Annotated in this window: 4 protein-coding genes; all 4 read right to left on the bottom strand. The window is 47.1% G+C overall.

The features are described 5' to 3' along the window. Window positions 1-27: 27 nt before the first annotated feature. From Xhom_RS49515 to Xhom_RS49530, 4 genes are read right to left on the bottom strand one after another with little or no spacing between them, the layout of a single operon-like run. On the bottom strand, window positions 28-831 hold the full coding sequence (locus tag Xhom_RS49515) for a thioesterase II family protein (RefSeq protein ID WP_418384822.1): 804 nt from the start codon (window positions 829-831) through the stop codon (window positions 28-30). Then, on the bottom strand, window positions 831-1,928 hold the full coding sequence (locus Xhom_RS49520) for a Gfo/Idh/MocA family oxidoreductase (RefSeq protein ID WP_069315705.1): 1,098 nt from the start codon (window positions 1,926-1,928) through the stop codon (window positions 831-833). The genes Xhom_RS49515 and Xhom_RS49520 overlap by 1 nt, the downstream gene beginning before the upstream one ends. Beyond that, window positions 1,925-13,726 (bottom strand): hybrid non-ribosomal peptide synthetase/type I polyketide synthase, encoded by an 11,802-nt coding sequence (locus tag Xhom_RS49525; protein WP_069315706.1) that lies wholly within the window; start codon window positions 13,724-13,726, stop codon window positions 1,925-1,927. The genes Xhom_RS49520 and Xhom_RS49525 overlap by 4 nt, the downstream gene beginning before the upstream one ends. Beyond that, on the bottom strand, window positions 13,723-19,923 hold the full coding sequence (locus Xhom_RS49530; RefSeq protein WP_069315707.1) for a non-ribosomal peptide synthetase: 6,201 nt from the start codon (window positions 19,921-19,923) through the stop codon (window positions 13,723-13,725). The genes Xhom_RS49525 and Xhom_RS49530 overlap by 4 nt, the downstream gene beginning before the upstream one ends. Window positions 19,924-19,973 lie beyond the last annotated feature (50 nt).

Below are 19,973 nucleotides of genomic sequence, written 5' to 3' on the forward strand. Positions count from 1 at the left end.
TTTTTTCTGGGATTGAATAAGGTGCCATTATGCGAACTCCTGTGGATAAACATATTGCATAAATTGTGTAACGTGACGAATAAAACTTTGCGGCTCTTGCGTGATATAAAAATGACTGCCGGCAATCTCTTGGCAGCAATACGAAAGGTTTTGCTTGTCACCGGCAAGCCAATGGTGCCACTGCTCAACTTCCAGACCGGAAGCCTCTTTGTCTTCGTGACCATAAAGCAACAGGGTTGGTGTTTGCAGTTTTACTGAATCGGATTGAATAACATGGTGATAATGTTCCGTAGCCCAGAAGTCAGCACGCAGCATGGGTAAGAACAGCGCCAGTAATCCGGGATCTTCCCGTAACATCGGGCTGCAACCACCGATATCAATCAGTTGTTCAATGAATTCATGCTCTGGTAATCCACTCAATTGACGGCGGGATTGAAGATGGGGGGCATGACACCCAGAAAGTACCAGTGCTTTAGGAGAACAATCATGTTGTTCAAGGCGTTGGCAAGTTTCAAAAGCGACCTGGGCCCCCATACTGTGACCAACCAGTATCAGGTTCTCTCTCTGTGCTGGCGTGAGTGACACGATCAGATCAGAAAGTGATTGGGCTAATGGCGCAATTCTGGTGACTGCATGTTCATTCATGCGGCTGTCACGTCCGGGATAAATCACCAATGAAACGGCGATATCTGGGTTTTCCAGAGTAGACCATTGGCGAAATGCGCTGCTGCTGCCCCCGGCAAAGGGGCAGATTAATAGGGTATATTTGGGCTCGCCACGGGGTGTCAGACACGGGCGAATCATCGGATGCGCAGGGAGTGCCCATTTCATCAGCATTCTTCCTTAATGAGCATCAATTGAGCCGGATCAATCCAGACCGGGGGCTGTAAATCCTGAGTAACAGGTTCTCCCATCATGCGCAAAATCTGTTGCCATAAGCCTGCTAACCGTAATTGGTAGCCGTCACTGAAAGCAGGGGGGCAAAGTGCGCCATTCAATACAGAACTTAAGGTGTTGAGTAGAAATGCCACGCCTTCAGCACCATCACATTCAAATGCTGTCATCCAGTCTTTGGTTGCCGGACAAAGAACGTGAGATGTTGTTTGGTGTTGATAAGCTCCATCCGGCTGACTGGCAGTCAGATAGAGGCTCTGGTCACTATTCAGATGATTAGGGGCATGAAGAACCGGTGTCCAGATCACCGGCCCATAACTGGCTTCCTGCGTCAGATAACCCGCAGGCCAAATCAGCGTCATCTTGTGCATGACAAGGTTATGCATATCGGGATCTCTGGGGTCCAGATAGGACTGAACATCCAACGTTATGGTTGTTCCCGCCAAACTCAGTTCAAAGCAATGAAATGCATGACCCCGTTGCCCCATATAGGTTATCTCTATTTGTTCCGGGCAATGACAGGCCTGTAACAACAGATCAATGGCGGAAAACAGTAGTTGACGGCTGGTTGTCAGATAGCCATTTATCGGGTGTTGTTGTGATAATTGACTGATCTGGTGCGCCGCATGCAACCAGCTTCTGCCGGTATGGCATTGGCTGTAAAAGCTATTGACCCAAAATATAACACCATGTTTATCAGCGGTTGCCTGATGTCTTTTGATAGCTTCTGCATCAAGGGGATGTTCCTGAATAACAGAAATACCCCGTGCCAATAATGCCTGAGTTAATTGATCACCTTTGCCCCCGATAACTTCTGCACGTATGACCACACAAGCAATATCAATATCATCCGGCAATTCATCCAGTGAGCGGAACAGTGGCACATTGAAATCACGGGCCAATTGCTGTGAGCGAGGGCTTCCCTGTGCCAGAATACCGGCCAGTTCCAGATCTGGCCGAGGTTGCAGGAACGCATTAAGGTACAGTTCGCCAAATTTGGCACCTACAATCAGAACCCGCCGTGGCTTTATCATATGTTCTCCTTAACAGGCTCAATAGTCGGGACTGAACACAGAATGTTTTTCAGACACATAACCAGAGAGCTGACATGTTTGTGTTGGAATAAGCTGTAGTGATTACCATCAAGTTGTGTCACGTTGACTGGCCCGAACGCTTGCCAGCCGAGATCCATTGAGGTGATTGTTGTTGGATCGAGATAATCCATAAAATCAGGTAACGCCTGCATGGCCCGGATAAGGCTGAAAGGTTGTGAACTTTGTGGTGGACAATAGTCAAGTAATGCACGCAGATTATGGTGCCATACGGTATAAAGCTCAGTCAGTGAGCCATCAATCTGTACTGATTGCGGTAAGGCTTCATGCAGCGCTTGCAGGAATGTTTCAGTATCGGCTGCGATCGCGTGGTTATCCAGTGCCAAGTCTGGGAATTGTCCCTGTAAATCGAGCAGGAAATGACGGTGGCAGAATATATCATCCTGCGTCAGATCAGAGCGTGTATTTGGGGAGAAACTATCAATCAGGATGCAATGAGAAACGTGTTCACCCGCAACACGTAATTGATGTGCCATTTCATAGGCCACCAATCCGCCGAAAGACCAGCCAGCCAGTGTATAAGGGCCTTTAGGCTGGAAGGTACGGATTTGATTGATATAGTCAGCCGCCAATGCTGCAACGGAAGGCTTATCGATATTCAGGTTATCTGGTGAAAATGCCAATCCAATCAGGCGTTGATCGCCGAAATTAGCCGCCAGATGACGATACCCCAACAGATGTCCGCCAATAGGATGGACGATGAACAATGCAGGTTGTTCAACATTTCCCTCGTTCAGTATCACACTTTGGAAAGTATTTTCCGGTTGATGCTCAATAAATTCAGCCAATGAATGTACGGTATCGTAAGTTTGTAGCAGGCTGAGCGGGTACTGGCGATTAAATGTCTGGTTGATTTTCACCATTAACCGTACGGCTGCCAAAGAATCTCCCCCAAGGGTAAAGAAACTCTCGTGCACGTTGATACCTTGTTGCTCTAATACTGATTCCCACAGGCTTAATATCGTGTGTCCTATTGTACTGAGAGCCGCTGATGGCGTTGAGTTAACTTCTTGCGCTTTTTCAACCAGAGTAGCCAATGTGCGTCTGTCAATTTTACCGTTGTCGGATACAGGTATCGTATCGAGAATGACAAATCTCTGTGGGCACATCCAAACCGGCAGAGTTTGCTGCAACCAGTGAGGCAGTACTGGTAAAAGCTCGGTAGATATTGGTGCGTTGTTAGTTAAACGTAAGCCAGCAACCAGTTGTAATGCGCCGGTTGGTGTCGTATGTGCAAACACTAACGCTTGTTGTATTGCAGGATGTTCACATAAACGATGCTCAATTTCGCCTAATTCAATCCGGTAGCCCCGAATTTTAATCTGGTGATCATTGCGCCCCAGAAATTCGATGTTACCGTCCGGCCGCCAGCGCCCTAAGTCACCTGTGCGATAAAGCCGCTCACCCGTTTGAGGATGCGTGATAAATGCGAGTTCTGTTTTTTCAGTGTCAGTCCAATAACCCAAAGCCAGTCCTTGCCCACCAATATAAAGCTCACCAGTTACCCAGACAGGACAAGGCGAAAGTGCTGCATTAAGCACATAGAAAGTCTGATTATCCAGAGGCTTACCATATGGAATACTGCGCCAATTCGGATCGACCTGTGTGATAGGATAGGCAATAGACCAGATTGATGCTTCGGTTGCACCGCCCAAACTCAGCAAGTTAAGTGCGGGATGAAGAGCATGTAATTTGGCCGGTAAATGAGTCGGTATCCAATCACCACTCATTAGTATCCAGCGCAGACTGTTCAGGGAATGCGGATAGCTGAGGGCATATTCTTCAAGCAGTTGCACAAATGCCGGAACTGAGTTCCAAACAGTAACCAATTCTTGTTGTAACCATGCCAGTAATTTGTCGGGTTGCTTACTGTCACCGGGAGAAGGCATGACCAATTTTGCCCCACGGCTCAGCGTGCCGAATAGATCATAGACTGAGAGATCGAAGGTTAACTCTGAGATTGCCAGTACGCTATCGTGCTCATTGAGTGCGATACGTTGGTTAATATCAATAATCGTATTGACTGCGCCCTGATGATCTATCATCACGCCTTTCGGTTTTCCGGTAGAACCTGAGGTGAATATGACATAAGCCAGATCTTCAGGTTGTACAGATAAACGCGGCCCGCTGGTGACTGGCAAGTTGTTAAGCAACGTTTCATCCAGAGAGAGGACTTGCACATTGTCAGGCCAGCCCATCTGTTGTGCAAACTTGGGTTGTGTCAATACGGTATCAACTTTCCCTGATGCCAATAGCTGATGAATCCGCTGTTGTGGGTAGCTGGCATCAATAGGCAGATAAGCGCGTCCTGCCAATAGAATTGCAATAACCGCGACAACCTGTTCCCAGCCTTTTTCCATCACTATACCAATCAAAGATGAATCTTGATTTTCCTGTGCTTGCAGATGAGCCGCCAGTGTCAGGCTTTGTGACCACAAAGTGCGATAGTCGATCTGGCGAGAAGCATCTACCACAGCCGTATGTTGTGGATAACGATTCACAGCCTGTTCAATCAGCGAGCAAAGGGTGTGTGGTGGAAAATCACTCTTTGTCGCATTACTGTTCTGGCACAAAGCGCGATCATTTGCCGGGAGCCATTCAGGAAGCGGGGTGCTCCATTGGTAATCCGGTTCGAGCAGTGCAACGATACTGGCTTGATAATGGGCAAACATGTTTTCTGCAACTTGGGGCTGGAACAGTTGCGGCAAGATCGCCCATTGTATGGTGACACTGCCTTCTGCGCCGGAAATGAGCATACAGTCGAGATAAACATGGGGTGTTTGCGCACCAAAGAGATTCAGTGTTCCTAATCCTGATGGCCCTTTACCCGCAGTACCAGTTGTATCGTTGAATACGATCGGCATGCCGGCGTTCAGGTTGTGGCGGTGCTGATTTTTTTCTCTGAGTACCAATTGCCCGTCAAACAGCGCATGTTGAAGATCAGCTAACCATTGTTTTTGTATCTGGTTTATCGCATCGTTGAACCCTGTGATATTACGTAAATCCACTTCCAACAATGAGGTAGTAGACAGATTGCCGACTAACATATCGCAATGTTGTGGCATTAACAGGCGGTTGCCATGCAAAACATTAATAGTGAAATGCTCGCTGTTACTCCATACTGACAAAACATGAGCAAATAGTGTGAGCATCACTTGTGATGGCGATACCCGGTGTTCTGCTGCGCGTTGCTGCAAACACTGCCATTGTTGTGGGCTGATATATCCTGTCAGGCACTGTTGATCCAGTTGCTGTGACTGGTGATCTTTCAGTGGTAATACTGGTGCATCGGGCAGTGAAGGCAAACGATCTAACCAGTATTGTCGGCTTTGTTGCCAGGTTTCTTCGGTTTTTTCATTCTCCAGTGCCTGAATATAGTCACCAATAACCGCTGTCGGTGGCTCTGGCTGCCAATCAGATTGCTGATACCAATGGTGTAAATCACGCAAAATCAACGTCAGGCTCTTCCCGTCCGCTACCAGCAGGTCGATGGTCAGGTGCAATAGATGCGTCCGGTCATCGGTATGGTACAGCGTTAAATCAAACAGCGGCCAGTTGTTGCTGGGAACACCTTGAATACGCAGAGTCTCGCGGGCGTTATTCAGTTGTGTTTCACGTTCATTCGGTATCATGTTACGGCAATCAATAACTGTCGGTGTATAACAGGGAACTTCCGGCAGAATATGATATTGCCCCTCTTTCACATAACCGCGTAATTGCGCATGATGGTTTATCACACGGTTCCAGGCGGCAGTAAAACGAGGCAGATCAAGCTTGTCGATAGCCAGTTCAGCGTAGAAGTGGGCGATACCATTACCAAACTGGAACAGTTGGCTCTCTCCCAACCAATAAGCATATTGCAGGGGGGTGAGTGGCAGCATCTGTTCTGATGCTGGCTCAGTTTGATGCGGTGTTGCCAATGCCACTGAATTTGTCTCAACAACCCGCAGAGTACGGCAAAATTCACTCAATTTAGGATGTTCAAACAACTGTTGAAGATTGGCTTGTTTGTAACCTTGGCGGCGTAGTTGCACTATCATGCGGGTCGCAATCAAACTGTCACCACCACTTTGGAAAAAGTCACTGTGACGCTGTATTAACTGAGGCAACAATGAACTCCAGAGCGCAATTACCTGCTGTTCAATATCATGGAGTGGATCATCTTTTGTTTCCGGTTGCACCGCTTCCGTGGTTAACGGTTGTACTGTGCTCTCTTTGGTGGTCACTATCGATGGCAGTGTTATTGATGGTAATGCAGCCAACGGTAACTGCTCTTGCTGCTGAATATGCAATGAGTAAGGCAAGGTAGAAAATTGTGCCGCAATTTCACTGATATTCAGCCGTGCCTGCTGTTCTGCCCGCGCCAGAATCAGTTGTTGATGCAGTTCTGGTCCGTCTTGTCCCGGCCATTCCAGTGAAACCCGATAACCGGACTTTTCCAGGCACTTACGCCAGTCGGCAAGTTCCAGCAATGCGCTATTATTTTTATCATCACCGCGATCGTCGGCCCAGGCGTTAATGCCCTCAATAAATCCGACACTGGCGAGTTGCATGGCACTTTCGCGCTTGGTGGATTCAATAATCAGCAACCATCCGCCGGATTTCAGTAATCGGGACAGGCGTTTCAGGGTATTTCGCAGATGAATGGCATCATGTAAGACGTTAACCGCCATAATCAGGTCATAACCAGATTCAGGATGTTGGCTAAAATCAATGCGCTGATTAATGTCGAACAAAGCAAATTTTACGGTTTCGCCGTAGTGGTTGAATAATTGGCGTGCATCATCCAAAAATAGTGGTGAAACATCAGTAAAGTGATAACTCTCAATGGATTGAGAATTATGTTGAAGAACTCTTTCTGAAGTGGCTCCTGTTCCGGCACCCACTTCCAGTACCGTGAAATGTTCGGATGTCTGGCTCAATTGCCGGACAATTTCAGCAGCAGTTTGGTTCAGGCAACGTAACGCAGGGTTCTCACTGTAGAGGCTGGTTGTGGTTTGTTTATCGGCAAACAACAATTCCAAAGCATTGGTTCGTCCGGCAAGCAGGGGATCATGTTGTTCAATACATGTTGCTATATAACGGCTGATAGTTTGGCACCACACGGCATCATCCAGTTTTGCCGTAGGGGCAGGAATCTGGCTGAGAGGTTGCAAACAACGGTATCCGTCACCGATTTTTTCAATAAATCCTTGTTTGCTTAATAACGCAAGCCATTGGGCAAGCAGGCGTTGATATTGTGGTGCCAGTTGTAAGCGTTGTTCGATCTCTTCACGAGAGTGACATTCTGTTGAATAAGAGAACAAGTTATGGCGCAGTAAAGTTTGTCCCAGACCCAATAATGCTTGTTGCTCAATATATTGCCAAGAATGTTCAAATGCTTGTTGTTCCGCTAATGTTGGTAGCGGTAAGACTTCGGTGTTTATAACCAGTGGTTCTGGCAATGATAATGACAAATTATCTTCTGCCACCAGCCATAAATTGTAACCATGAGTGTCATCCTGACGTGGCTGAATTTCTGCCAGCCGTATTTCAGGCTGAGAACGCAGATATTGTTCAGTCTGACGAAATTCAGGATGTTGTGGCCAGAAGTCATAACGTGTTTGTCCGGCAGGTGGTGAACAAAGATCATGATGCTCTAAGCGTTCAGGCTGGTGGCAAATTTGTATTATTTGCATTAACAACGCGTTGTAAGCGGCAAACAGTGCTTCAATAACCCCCGGCTCTAACACATCATCCATGCAATACCAGTTGAACAGCAGCTCACCGTCCACTTCCATAACCTGATGATCCAGCCACACTTGTGGGGTTTGGCTCAGAACAAAGACCGGATCACCCAGTAATTGAGTGATGGATTGTTTGATTGCGACACCTTCTTGTGCCATTCCCAACATACTGGTGAAAACGACAGGCGTTAGTGGTTGTCTGTTTTGGGTTTCACCATTTTGCAGGCGACCAAGTTCCCGTAACACTTCAACCCCATTGACATGACTATGACTCAGGCGCTGCCAAAGCAAGGCCTGCGTTTTTTCCATACTGGCACGCAGGGAAGTTGTTTTGCGTAAATCAAAATCCATCAACATGACTGAGGTAAAATCACCAATCAGCTCCTGAACCTCTGGATGGAAAGGCTGTCGGTTAAAAAAAGTCAGATTGAGGGTAAACAGCGGATGACGGCTGTACCATTCAAGCGTATGGGCAAACAGTGTCAACAAACCCGCAGATGGTGTCACACCCCATTTTTTCCAGCTTTGTTTAAGTCGTTGCCAGTCTGATTGTGCCAGCCGACCTTCATAAGTCGTGAATTGTGGCTGACTACGCTGAGGCAGTTGTGGGTTCAACGGCAATCTAGGTGCCGGTGGCAGTAAGAGTAATTGTTCTTGCCAGTATGCCCATGATGCTCGCCATTCTTTACTTTCGCGTTGCGCTTGTTCTGTCATCACATAATCGCGGAAAGTAAATGCTTGTGGAGCCAATGGTTGTTGGTGATAAGCCCGTTGTAGATCGTCCATCATGATCCGGAAACTCTGTACGTCGAACTGCAACAGGTCCAGATTCATATGTAAGCGGCAACACTCATTCGGTAACAGCGAAACAGAAACTTCAAATAGTGGCCACTGTTCCGCAGGTGGCACTTGATAGGATAAAGCATGACGACGCCGAGACAAAGCCTGCTCACAGGTGGTATCGTCTAGTGTTCGCAAATCATCTTGTGATAAAGCATACCAAGGCGTTTCAGGCAGAATTTTTTGTTGCCCATCTTCATCCACAATCATGCGCAACATGCCGTGACGCTGAATTAAAGCATTCCATGCCTTCTCAAAACGTAAGATATCAAAACCATTCAGGGCCAGATCCCATTCAAACAGAACGTGACAAGCCACACCACCAAAATCAATGGCTTGAGTACGGCCAATCCAGTAAGCATGCTGAATTGGCGTCAGAGGAAATGGCTCATGATGTTGAGTACTGTCAATCATGATCGCAGATTGAACAGAGGAGATAGGGTGCTCAGGCAATGCGTCTCCGATGAGTGCATTAATCCCTTCCAGCGTCATATTCTGATAAGCCAATTCTGCGGTTAATCTGAAACCAAATTGCTGGTGGATCACTGTATTCAGTTCGAGGAACAGAAGGGAATCCAAACCGAATTGCAATAAATCCTGTTGTGGCTCCAAACTTTCAGGCTGTTCTAAGCGCAATAATGTCGCGATACTATTACGCAGCCAGTTAAGCCGTTGTTTACTGTCTTGATAAAGTGTATTACCGGCGGAGAGTGAAGATGTTGCAACCGTATGGGCGGTGCCAGTCTGTAAGCGTCGCAAAATATCAGGATGATGTTCATCTAACCGCATTGCCAGATAGCAAGGAGAGGTGGTATGCAGAGATTGATTGAGATGCCAAATACCCTCATTGACGCTGAACGGTAACATGCCATCTTGTGCTAATTTTTCCACTAATCGTCGGTCGCTGGCCATGCCAATGCCACCCCAAACGCCCCAAACTAATGTTTTTACCATCAATGGCTCGGTTGCTGTCAGCGCTAAAGACTCCAGACAAGCGTTGGCGATTGCATAGGCTCCTTGACCCTGAGCACCTAGCATTGAGGCGGCAGAAGAGTGCAGCAGCAGATATTGCGCATTATGTTGCTGAAGTACAGATTGCAATGTTAAGGCACTCTGGGCTTTGACGGCTAACATTTGTGACAGATGCTGATGCTCAAGTTTTGCCAGCGGGGTGTGATCAGCAATACCAGTGGCATGAATCGCACCCGCGATACCATCTTCTTGTGCCAGTGTTTGCACCGCGTTTAACAAGGCTGGTGTGTCAGTGACATCAACATTAATCCAGCGTATTTCGCATTCGGTATTCAGTGATAACTCTTGTACAACAGCATCCCACTCTGCATGTTTGCGGCGGGCAAACACGGCAATTTTACGAGCGCCTTGAGTCAGCAACCAACGAATGGAAATTTGCCCGATCCCCCCCATGCCACCGGTAACAATATGCCAGCCCCGATGAGGAATCGACATCGGCTGTTGCGATAATGGTAAAGGTTGACGCTGTAAAATAGGGGTAGCGACTTGATTTCCGCGTACTCTCAGCCAGCGATGCTGTTTATCCAGATAACCAAATGCTAATGACAAAGCGTCAGTATCGTTGATATCAGCGATATCAATCGCCTGAATACGCCGATGGGGATACTCTTCAACCGCAACACGCAACAATGCCCAGATAGCATATTGAGCGGGATTGATATCCTCTTTTGATAAGGTACTTTCAGATTGAGCGCAGCAAGTTACAACGGTTAAGGATATTTTTTCATCACGTTTTAATTCTCTAATGACCTGATCACACAATTCAACAACATCATGGCCCTGGAGCAGTAATAACGTATTTTCGCTTTCAGGTTGCAAATCAATACCTGCCTGACGCCAATATTGAATAATCGAACCATTCACTGTTGACGAACGAAGGGTATATGCCGTTGAAGATCTTTGCTTATCCGCAGTATTTGGTTTATCTACAGTATTTATTGTGCACCAATTCAGGGCATAGTGAGTATCAGGACATGGTTGTGGTGCAGGAAGCCATGATTTTGTCGTAGCCGGAGATACCACTAATTGGCGGGGCAGATCAGTCCGATCACTCATCAGTGCGAATAAGCGTTCACCAGCATGGATCAATGCAGGAAAATCAGTGAGTAAATTCGCTTCCAATAAGCGGCGTTTGGCATACGGCAAGACACGGTGAGGACGATATATTTTACTTACTGTTGGCCCGGGAACTTTCTGGTAATAGCCTTGCTGAACACAATGGTTCAATAATTGCTCCAGCAAAGGGCGCCAGCAAGGTTGCAATCGGCCGGCGCGAATCGTGTCGATAGCACTGAAACCTTGTTCAGCTTCGTGTCCATGACATTGATATATCAGAGCATCGGTATACAGCGCCCGGAGTATTGCTGCATTGAAGTTTTGCTCAATGGCAGGATCAAGCAGAGAATTGACATCAAGCCCAACATTAGTATTGGCTGAATGTTGTTCAGATTTGGCAGCGGCGAAGCTGTAATGCTGTTTATCAAATGGATAGAGTGGTGCATGGCATTTTATCCCACTAAACGGGAAAAGACGCTGCCAATCAAGTTGTGCACCGGCACAGTAAAATTGCATTAGCGCAGCTTGCTGATCTGTCTCTGGGGAACTTTGACGATGTGCACCTGCAACCCATGTTTCCTGCGGTAAACCGCTACGCCGCCCGATGCCCGTTAGCTGAGCATCAGCGCCGAACTCTACGAATAATGCCACACCTTGCTGGCGAGCAACCTCAATGGCTTGATGGTAACGCACCGTCTGACGCATATGATTACGCCAGTAGTCTGGTGAACCTAATTGCTCAGAAGTTGCAATATTAGCGGTTAGGGTAGAAATCAGCGGAATTTCTCCCGATGCAGGCTGTAACTGGCTATTATGCTGAGAAAGACGCTGAGAAAATTCCTCCAGAATTGGTTCAAGCATGGCTGAATGTGCTGCACAGGCAACGTTAAGACGCTGGTAACGAATCTGCTGCTGTTCCAGACGTTGTGCCAGTGTGTTAATTTCCGTTTCTGTACCAGCCCAAACCCAGTGTTGTGGGCCATTACAAACCGCCAAATCCAATACCAGTGAATGAGTCAAGGGAAGAATATCGTCTTCGTTGGCAAACACTGCCAACATTGCGCCTTCTTGGGCGCATTTTTGCATCAACTTGCCCCGTACTGCGACTAACGGCATCACTTGTTCAGGCGTAAAAATTCCGGCAACAACGGCAGCGGCGAATTCTCCGACAGAGTGCCCCAGTACATAATCAGGCTTTAATCCAAGCGCTCGCCAATGTGCAGCCAACGCAATTTGATGCGCCACAATTGCTGGTTGTGCGTATTCAGTGGTGGCTAATGCGGCATCATATTCTCCGAACATCACTGCTTTTAATGGCAGAGTCAATTCAGAGGCACAAGCGATACAACAACGATCCAGCATAGCGGAGAAAACAGGAGAACTGGCATACAAGACTTTTCCCATGCCAGACCATTGACAGCCCTGACCGCTGAATTGCCACAGTTGTTTACTTCCTCTCCTGGCTTGTCCGCTAAAAATATCTGGTGTTGGGCTATGATTCGCAAAGGCAGACAAGCTTGCTGCACTTTTTTCAGCATCTTGTGGGGTTAATGTCAGCGCTAAACGCCAGGGCAGTGAAAGATCGCGACCCTGCAATGCAGTCCAGGCCAGATAGGCGTGATTTTCTGATGTCAATGCAGTCGCGTAACGTTGGGCCAATTGACACAATGAGGATTCAGAAGCGGCAGAGAGCAACAAAGGCGTGGTTTGTGTCTGATCCTGAGAATGATTGACACAGCGATGATGCAATTCTTCAGGCAATGATTGCACTACGATATGGCAGTTGGTGCCGCCAATACCAAATGAAGAAACGCCAGCGGTACGCAATTCTTGCGGCCATTGTTGCCCTTGTGTTGCCAGCTTGAATGGGCTTTGCTCCAGTCGTAATGCCGGATTTGGTTGCTGTACATTAATCGTTGGTGGAATGTAACCATGCCAGACAGACAAAACTGCTTTGATCAAGCTGGCAATACCTGCGGCAGTATCAAGATGTCCTATGTTGCTTTTTACTGAACCAAGATAACAAGGCGGTACTGCTACACTACGGTCACAGAATATGCTGCGTAAAGCGTCAACTTCTATCGGATCACCAAGTGGTGTACCTGTACCATGTGCCTCAATCATGCCGATATCATCAACGCTGATATCTGCTAGTTGTAATGCTTCAGTAATAACGCTGCGCTGACCATTAACCGAAGGGGCAGTAAAGCCAACTTTTTCGTTGCCATCGTTATTAATGGCACTGCCACGCAATACCGCCATGATAGGATCACCATCGCGTAACGCATCACTCAGACGTTTCAGCGTGACAACACCAACACCATTGCCGCCATAGGTGCCATTTGCTTGGCTATCAAAGGGACGGCAATGTCCATCAGGTGAGAAGATCATCCCCGGTTGATACAAATAGCCGCTTTCTTGTGGGAAAGAAACTGCCACACCACCAGCCAGTGCCATGTCACATTCACCGGAACGCAGATTTTCACAAGCCATATGTACAGCAACCAGTGAACTTGAACACGCTGTTTGTATTGTTAAGGCGGGGCCTTTCAGATTTAATTTATAAGCAGTACGAGTCGCAAGGTAATCTTTGTCATTACTCATCAGCGCCTGTAGCCCTTTCACTTTGCCAACATCGGTCATAGTGAATTGTGACCATGAAGGCCAAGTACTGACCCGGCTACTACCGAAAACACCTGTTTTCAGGTGTATATTACGCGGTGAATAACCGGCATGTTCAAGCGCATGCCAGGCTGTTTGCAGGAACAGACGTTGCTGAGGATCGAGCATTTCTGCTTCCTGACGTGAATAGCCAAACAGTGTAGCGTCAAATTGTTCCGCGTTCTCCAATATCGCTGCCTGGTTGACAAAATTTTCACTATCAATGACTTCAGGAGGAATACCTGCATCCAATAATGTTTGACGGGAGAGTGTGGTAGTACACTCAACCCCATGTTGCAGGTTGTGCCAGAAAATATCGCTATCAGGTGCCTGCGGAAAGCGGCAGGCAAGGCCAATCACTGCGATGGGATCACAATTATCGTAGTGAGGCGTTAAATCAGTCATTGTGCAGCTCCTTTATGACGTTTTTCCCGTTGTTGCAAACGCTTTTGTTGTTGACGCTGACGAAGAGTAATCGACTGGCAATTTTCGTCTTGGGTGTCTTTTCGGCAACGCAAACTGAGCGTCTCTGGTGTTGGATAAGCAAATAAATCAGTAACGGAAAGATGCTGGAAACCCGCATGTTGTAATTGACTATGCAATTGAATTAGTTGTAGTGAGTTGGCTCCAGCCTCGAAAAAGTTCTGTTGTGCATTGATAGGTTGATTTATGACAGATAAAAACAGGCGTTGAATTTCGCTGCATGTTTCACTGCATATTTCATGGCGTACTTGTAGATCGAATCCTTCCAAACGTGGTGATGACGCAATAGCCACAGTAGCGTTATCTTCAACCGTATTATCTTCAATCATCAGGCATTGCTGGCGTGGTATCAGTTGTTCCAACGCAGAATGCCAGCTCTCTGGTTGTGCAGCGAGGGTGCGCAATAGCGCCATATAGCTGTTGAACATGTTTTGTAACTGATGTGGCTCAAATAATTCTTCAACCGCATCCCAGTTCAGGCAAAGCTCGTTATCAGATTCATAAACCTGATGATCCAGCCAGATTTGTGGCGTTTGCGAGATACCCCAAACCGGTTTCATCCATGATGAATGTGAAAGGAATTTCCCTTCATGGGTTCCCAAAGCACTGGTGAAAACGACCGGCATAATGGCAGCATCAGGGCCACGGCTCTGAGCAAGTTCACGCATCACTTTGATCGCTGAAATATGACGGTGATCCAGATCCTGCCATAACTGTTGTTGCAACCGTCGTGTACTTGATAACCAGTTTTTCTCCGGGTGCCAGGCCAGTAGTGACAGTGAAGTGAAATCTCCCAGAATATGTTTAATATCTTCGTGCCAGTGTGGGCGATCGAAAAGAGTAAGGTTAAGGGTTAATTCCGGCTTGGTGCTGAAAGCGGACAGAACAGCCGCATAAGCCGCAATGAGGAGCGCAGAAGGGGTTATCTGATGAGGTGCAGCATGTTGCTTTAACTGATTCCATTCATGTGCAGATAACCGATCGCTATAGCGAACAAAACGCGGTGATTGAACACTTTCTGGTGCAATACGCAATGGTAATTGCGGAGCCAGTGGTAATGTCTTTACTTGCTCCTGCCAATATTGCAGCGAATTCTGATGCGTCGGTGTTTGTTGCTGACGTAACACACAATCCCGGAATGTGACGTTCAGTGGCGGCAATTCGTGTTGCTCGTCAAGGTATAGCTGTTCTAATTCAGCCAGCAATATTTGCATGCTCAATCCATCTAACAGCAAATTATCCAGACTGACAAATAGCCGGGAGACAAGGTTGTTGTCTTGTGCCAGTTGGAAATCGAATACCGGCCAGTGACTGACATCCAATACCTGATGTGACAGACGGTCGCGTAGTGTGTCTGCTTCACTGAGAACAGCAAATTGGTGTTGTTTAACAGAGAAAAGCGGAACATTTTTTAATATCTGCTGCTGTCCATTTATCACAATAGTTCTGAGTACCGGATGGCGCAGGATCAGGCGATTTAATACCCGATTAAGACGTTGCACATCCAGTTGTTCTATCCGGTATTCGATAAAGAAGTGCGCACCAACACCACTCAGGGTAAAGCCAGGATGGCGCCCGACCAGATAGGCTTGCTGAACTTCGGTCAATGGGAAAGGTTGATATTCATCTTTATCCTGCTCTTTAGATGATGAAATTTCAGACAGAGGATCAAGCAGAGGAGAAAGTGTCGCGGTGAATGTCGCTAATTGCGGATGACGGAAAAGGTGGCTGAGTTCACCTTTCAAACCTTGTTGTGCCAGTTCACCTATCAGGCGTGTCGCTAAAAGACTGTCACCACCAAGTTGGAAAAAGTCGCTGTTACGATCTGGCTGCGCAGTATTCAACAATCGTTGCCAAATGACAGCCACCGCTTGTTCCTCTGCATTCAGCAAAAGTACGTCACTCTGGTTTGTCTCAGTTTCGGTTTTCGCACTGAACAGCAAACCTTGAGCCAGTGCCTTACGGTCGATTTTACCGTTAGGTGTCAGAGGCAGACGGGGAATAACATGCAAGCGCTGTGGGATCATATATCCCGGCAAATATTGGGCCAGTACGGACTTAATTTTTTCCCTATCAGGGATAGTGACGCTGTCACTTACTTGCATCAATAACAGACTAAGGCTACCAAAGGTAATGGGTGTATCCGTCTGTAATGGGAGAAGAGATAACCACTGTGATGCAGAACGTAGCTGAATACCGTGAGGTGAGAGCAACTCGGTTGTGATCAGAGAGATAGAGGAAGCATGATGTAACTCTACTGCTAATACCAATGCACCGGGTTGTGCCAAAGGCATCAACGCTTTGATGCAGTTTGCTGGATCTGTTTCTCGGTGTAATACATTGTTTAGCAGGATAATATCTGCCTGATGTTGTAGCGACTCAGGAATTTGCTCAGGCCAGTGTTTTATTGATGCATGAGCGTGGTTACTTAATCGGGTTTGCATCTGGTTAATCATTGCCTGAGAACGTTCAAAGCCGATATAGGATAGATGTTGATCAGTAATATGTTCTGCCAGCCATTGGGCACAGAGACCACTGCGGGCGTCGAACTCCATCACGGTAACTGGGCGCTGTAACCGTTGGGAAAGGGCAATAATGACCTGTTTTAATCCTGCCAGCCATTGTTGAGTTTCTGGCAATACAAAGAGCTGTTGCTCTGGTGCGAATTGCGGATCATCAAGTAATGTGACGGCTGTTTGTTGTCCGGTAAGAATATTACGCAGCGTAGAATGCCAACGCTCAGGAATATATCCTGCTTCATTATTGAGTGCCTGACTTAATATAGAAGATGACAATCCGGCCTGATATATGTGATGTGCAGACTCAACCAATAGACTGCATTCCAATGGATTACACTGGCAAAGGTACGCCAGCATACGGGCAAACCAGTCATGATATTCCGGTTGAGGTTGATAGTGTTTCAGGCAATCGGTGAGCGATTGTGGTGAAGTAAACGTAATACCATAACGAGACAGATGTTCCAGCAAGAATATTGCAACTTGGAATTCGCGGCTATCATCAGGTTGACTCGTCTTATTGGTTATTGCCTGCATTGCAGGAAACAGCTCACGATAGTTTGTTGGTAACTGTGGAGCACGATTTACGCGTTGGCATAAAACATCGCCTTCCAATTCAAGGAACGCCACCAGCGATTTATCTTTTTCGCCACTGGTCAACGCAACTCCTTTACTAATACCGGTTACTTGATTGAGGGCGGCATCTATTTCTCCTAGCTCAATGCGGTAACCACCAATTTTGACCTGACTATCGCGGCGTCCCACAAACTCAAGCCAGCCTTCGGGGTGATAACAGCCCAGATCACCAGTACGATACCAGCGTTCTCCCTGATCAACGACGAATTGCGCCGCAGTGCGTTCTTCGTCATTAAAATAGCCTAATGCGACGCCGACACCACCAATCCAAAGTTCACCAACAACCCAGTCAGGGCAATCACGGCCATCTTCACCCACGATACGGTAACGCTGGTTAGCCAAAGGATAACCATAAGGAATAGAGCGCCACTGTGCGTCAACTTTTTTGACAATATATTCATTCGACCAGATAGCAGCTTCCGTTGCTCCTCCCATGGCACTGAGTACACCATCAGGATTGAATGCCTGGTAACGTTCAGGCAGTGACAAGCCGACCCAATCACCGGACAGCATAACGGTACGAAGCGTTTTCGGCGCATCAACCTCTATCCCTTCACAATAGGTCAGCAACATATCGAACAGTGCTGGTACGCTGTTCCACAACGTAATGTTATGTTGCTCGATCAACATTTCCCATGTTGATGGATCACGACGTTGTGCTTCATTAATTAATACCAGTGCCCCACCGGTACTGAGAATGCCAAAAATGTCATAAACAGAGAGGTCGAAATGCAGGGCAGAGAGTGCCAGCAACCGGTCACTGCTTTGAACCTGATGACGACGATTTATGTCCAGACAAGTATTGAGAGCGCTTTGGTGACTGATCACAACACCTTTTGGTATCCCGGTTGAACCCGAGGTATAGATGATATAGGCCGGATCGGTTACCTCACGTTTAGCCATGCTGGCTAAAGGGGATACTTGTTTATCCTGATGCCATGAAACACAGTGTACATCCTGTGACCACACCGTATTTTGCTGTGCAGGATCAGTGATAACGATATTGATTCCGGCACTTTCACAGATAGCTCGACGGCGGCTTAATGGCTGATCCACAGGGACGGGAACGTAAACACTGCCAGCATAGAGTATGGCTAATACAGCGACAATTTGTCCGATGCCTTTTTCCATACTAATCGCAACCCGGCCTCCCGGCATCACCGACATTTCTTGCAATACAGCGGCTAACTGACGGGCTGCCAGACTGAGTTCGCCATAACTCATTTTTTGATTGTGAGTTACCAACGCAACAGCATTAGGAGTGCGCTCTGCCTGTGCAAACACGTCCTCATGCAATAAGGCATCGGGTAGTGGTTCAACTGTATTATTAATTTGATGACGCAGATGGTATTGCGATTCAGGCATCAGATCCGGTAGCTTTTCGCTCCACTGTGTAGCATTTTCTGTCAGATTCTCAATAAGCCCTTGGTAGGCAGTGAATAAGGTATCCATTAAGCCATCAGGGAAGAGTTCATCGTTGCTATCCCACTGAATATTGAGCGCGTTTTCATGTTCAAAAGCGACGAAATCCAACCATACCTGAGGTGTTTGTGATATTCCCCAACTTGGTTTTCCCAGAACATCACGGGTATTCTCACCATATAAAGGACGGCCTAAATTGCTGGTAAATACAATTGGCGCCCCGTGTGGATGGTTACCTCGTTTCTTGAGTTCACGTAAAACTTCTACACCAGACCAGTGACGATGTTCGTAAGCTTCGGCAAATGTTGCCTGTGCATCTTTAGCCAGTTGGCAAAACGGTAAATTATCACCGGGAATGTCTAACAGCAGAATGTTGGTAAAATCCGCCAAAATGTTGTCAACCGCAGGATGCAGTGAAGCTCTGTCAAATAGCGTTAGGTTAAACAACAAGCGTGTTGAATTGCTCCAGCGACATAATAAAGCGGCAAATGCAGTCGCCAATGCCATGGTTGGCGTAACCCCATTTTGCTGTGCGAGATGTTTAAAACGTTCCCAATGCTCAGGTGCTAAACAGAAACGTCTGCGCTGAATCCGGACATCTTTTATTAGGGCTGGGTCCCGAGCCAGAGGAAGTTGGGGAGCAAGAGGCAAAGTATCTAACCGACTACGCCAAAATACCTCGGCATCCTGTCGGGCTTGCCCGAATTGGCCCTGATATTGCGTTAGATAACTGCAAAAATCATAGTCAGAAGAAATAGCAGGCAGGCTGCGTTTGGCAATTACTGCGGCCAGTTCGGTAAAGAACAGACTGAAACTGGCCGCATCCATGATCAACAGGTCGATATTGGTATGCAGCCGGTGTTGATTGTCACCAAACAGACTAAGTTGAATATCGAAAGTTTCTCCTTCGTCAACCTGTAATACCCGGTGGCTCAGTTGTTCACGTATGTTGCTCAGAGCTCGTTGCTGTTCATTTTCTGTCAAACTGCGTAAATCATGAACGGTTAATTTTTTCCAATAAGCATGGGTCATGCCTTGCTGGCGTCCATCTGGCAAAAAACGTACTCGTAACATAGGATGCCGCTGAATCAGCACATGAATCGCAGTTTCCAATTGTTCTGGTTTCAGCCCGATACCATCAAACTCTTGATACAAATGGCAACCAATTCCTCCCAACGTTTGTTCCGGTGAACGCCCGACAAAATAAGCATGCTGTACTGCCGTCAATGGGAAAGGGCAAGCATCTGCAATTCGTGGTTGTGGCGTTGTATCTTGGGACACTGTTTGAGTGACAGGTGCATGACATTGTGGTGTATTGCACTGTAAGAGCTGGCTCCAGGCATGCAGTGTCGGTTCTTGGTAAAGTTCGCGCAGAGTGACGCGATGCCCCTGGCGTCTAAATTGATTTAACAATGCCATTATTTGCATTGAATCCAATCCATTACGAATTAAATCGTCATCATCACCCACCAAAATATTCTTTTGATTAAACAGGCCAGATATGAGTTGGCGCAGCGAATCAGGGGAGAGAAGGTCCATGTGCATGAAAAAATCCTATAAAAATGGCAGTCACGTAATAAGTTAAAAATGAGTGG

The sequence above is a fragment of the Xenorhabdus hominickii genome (assembly GCF_002632725.1).
Taxonomy (GTDB): domain Bacteria; phylum Pseudomonadota; class Gammaproteobacteria; order Enterobacterales; family Enterobacteriaceae; genus Xenorhabdus; species Xenorhabdus hominickii.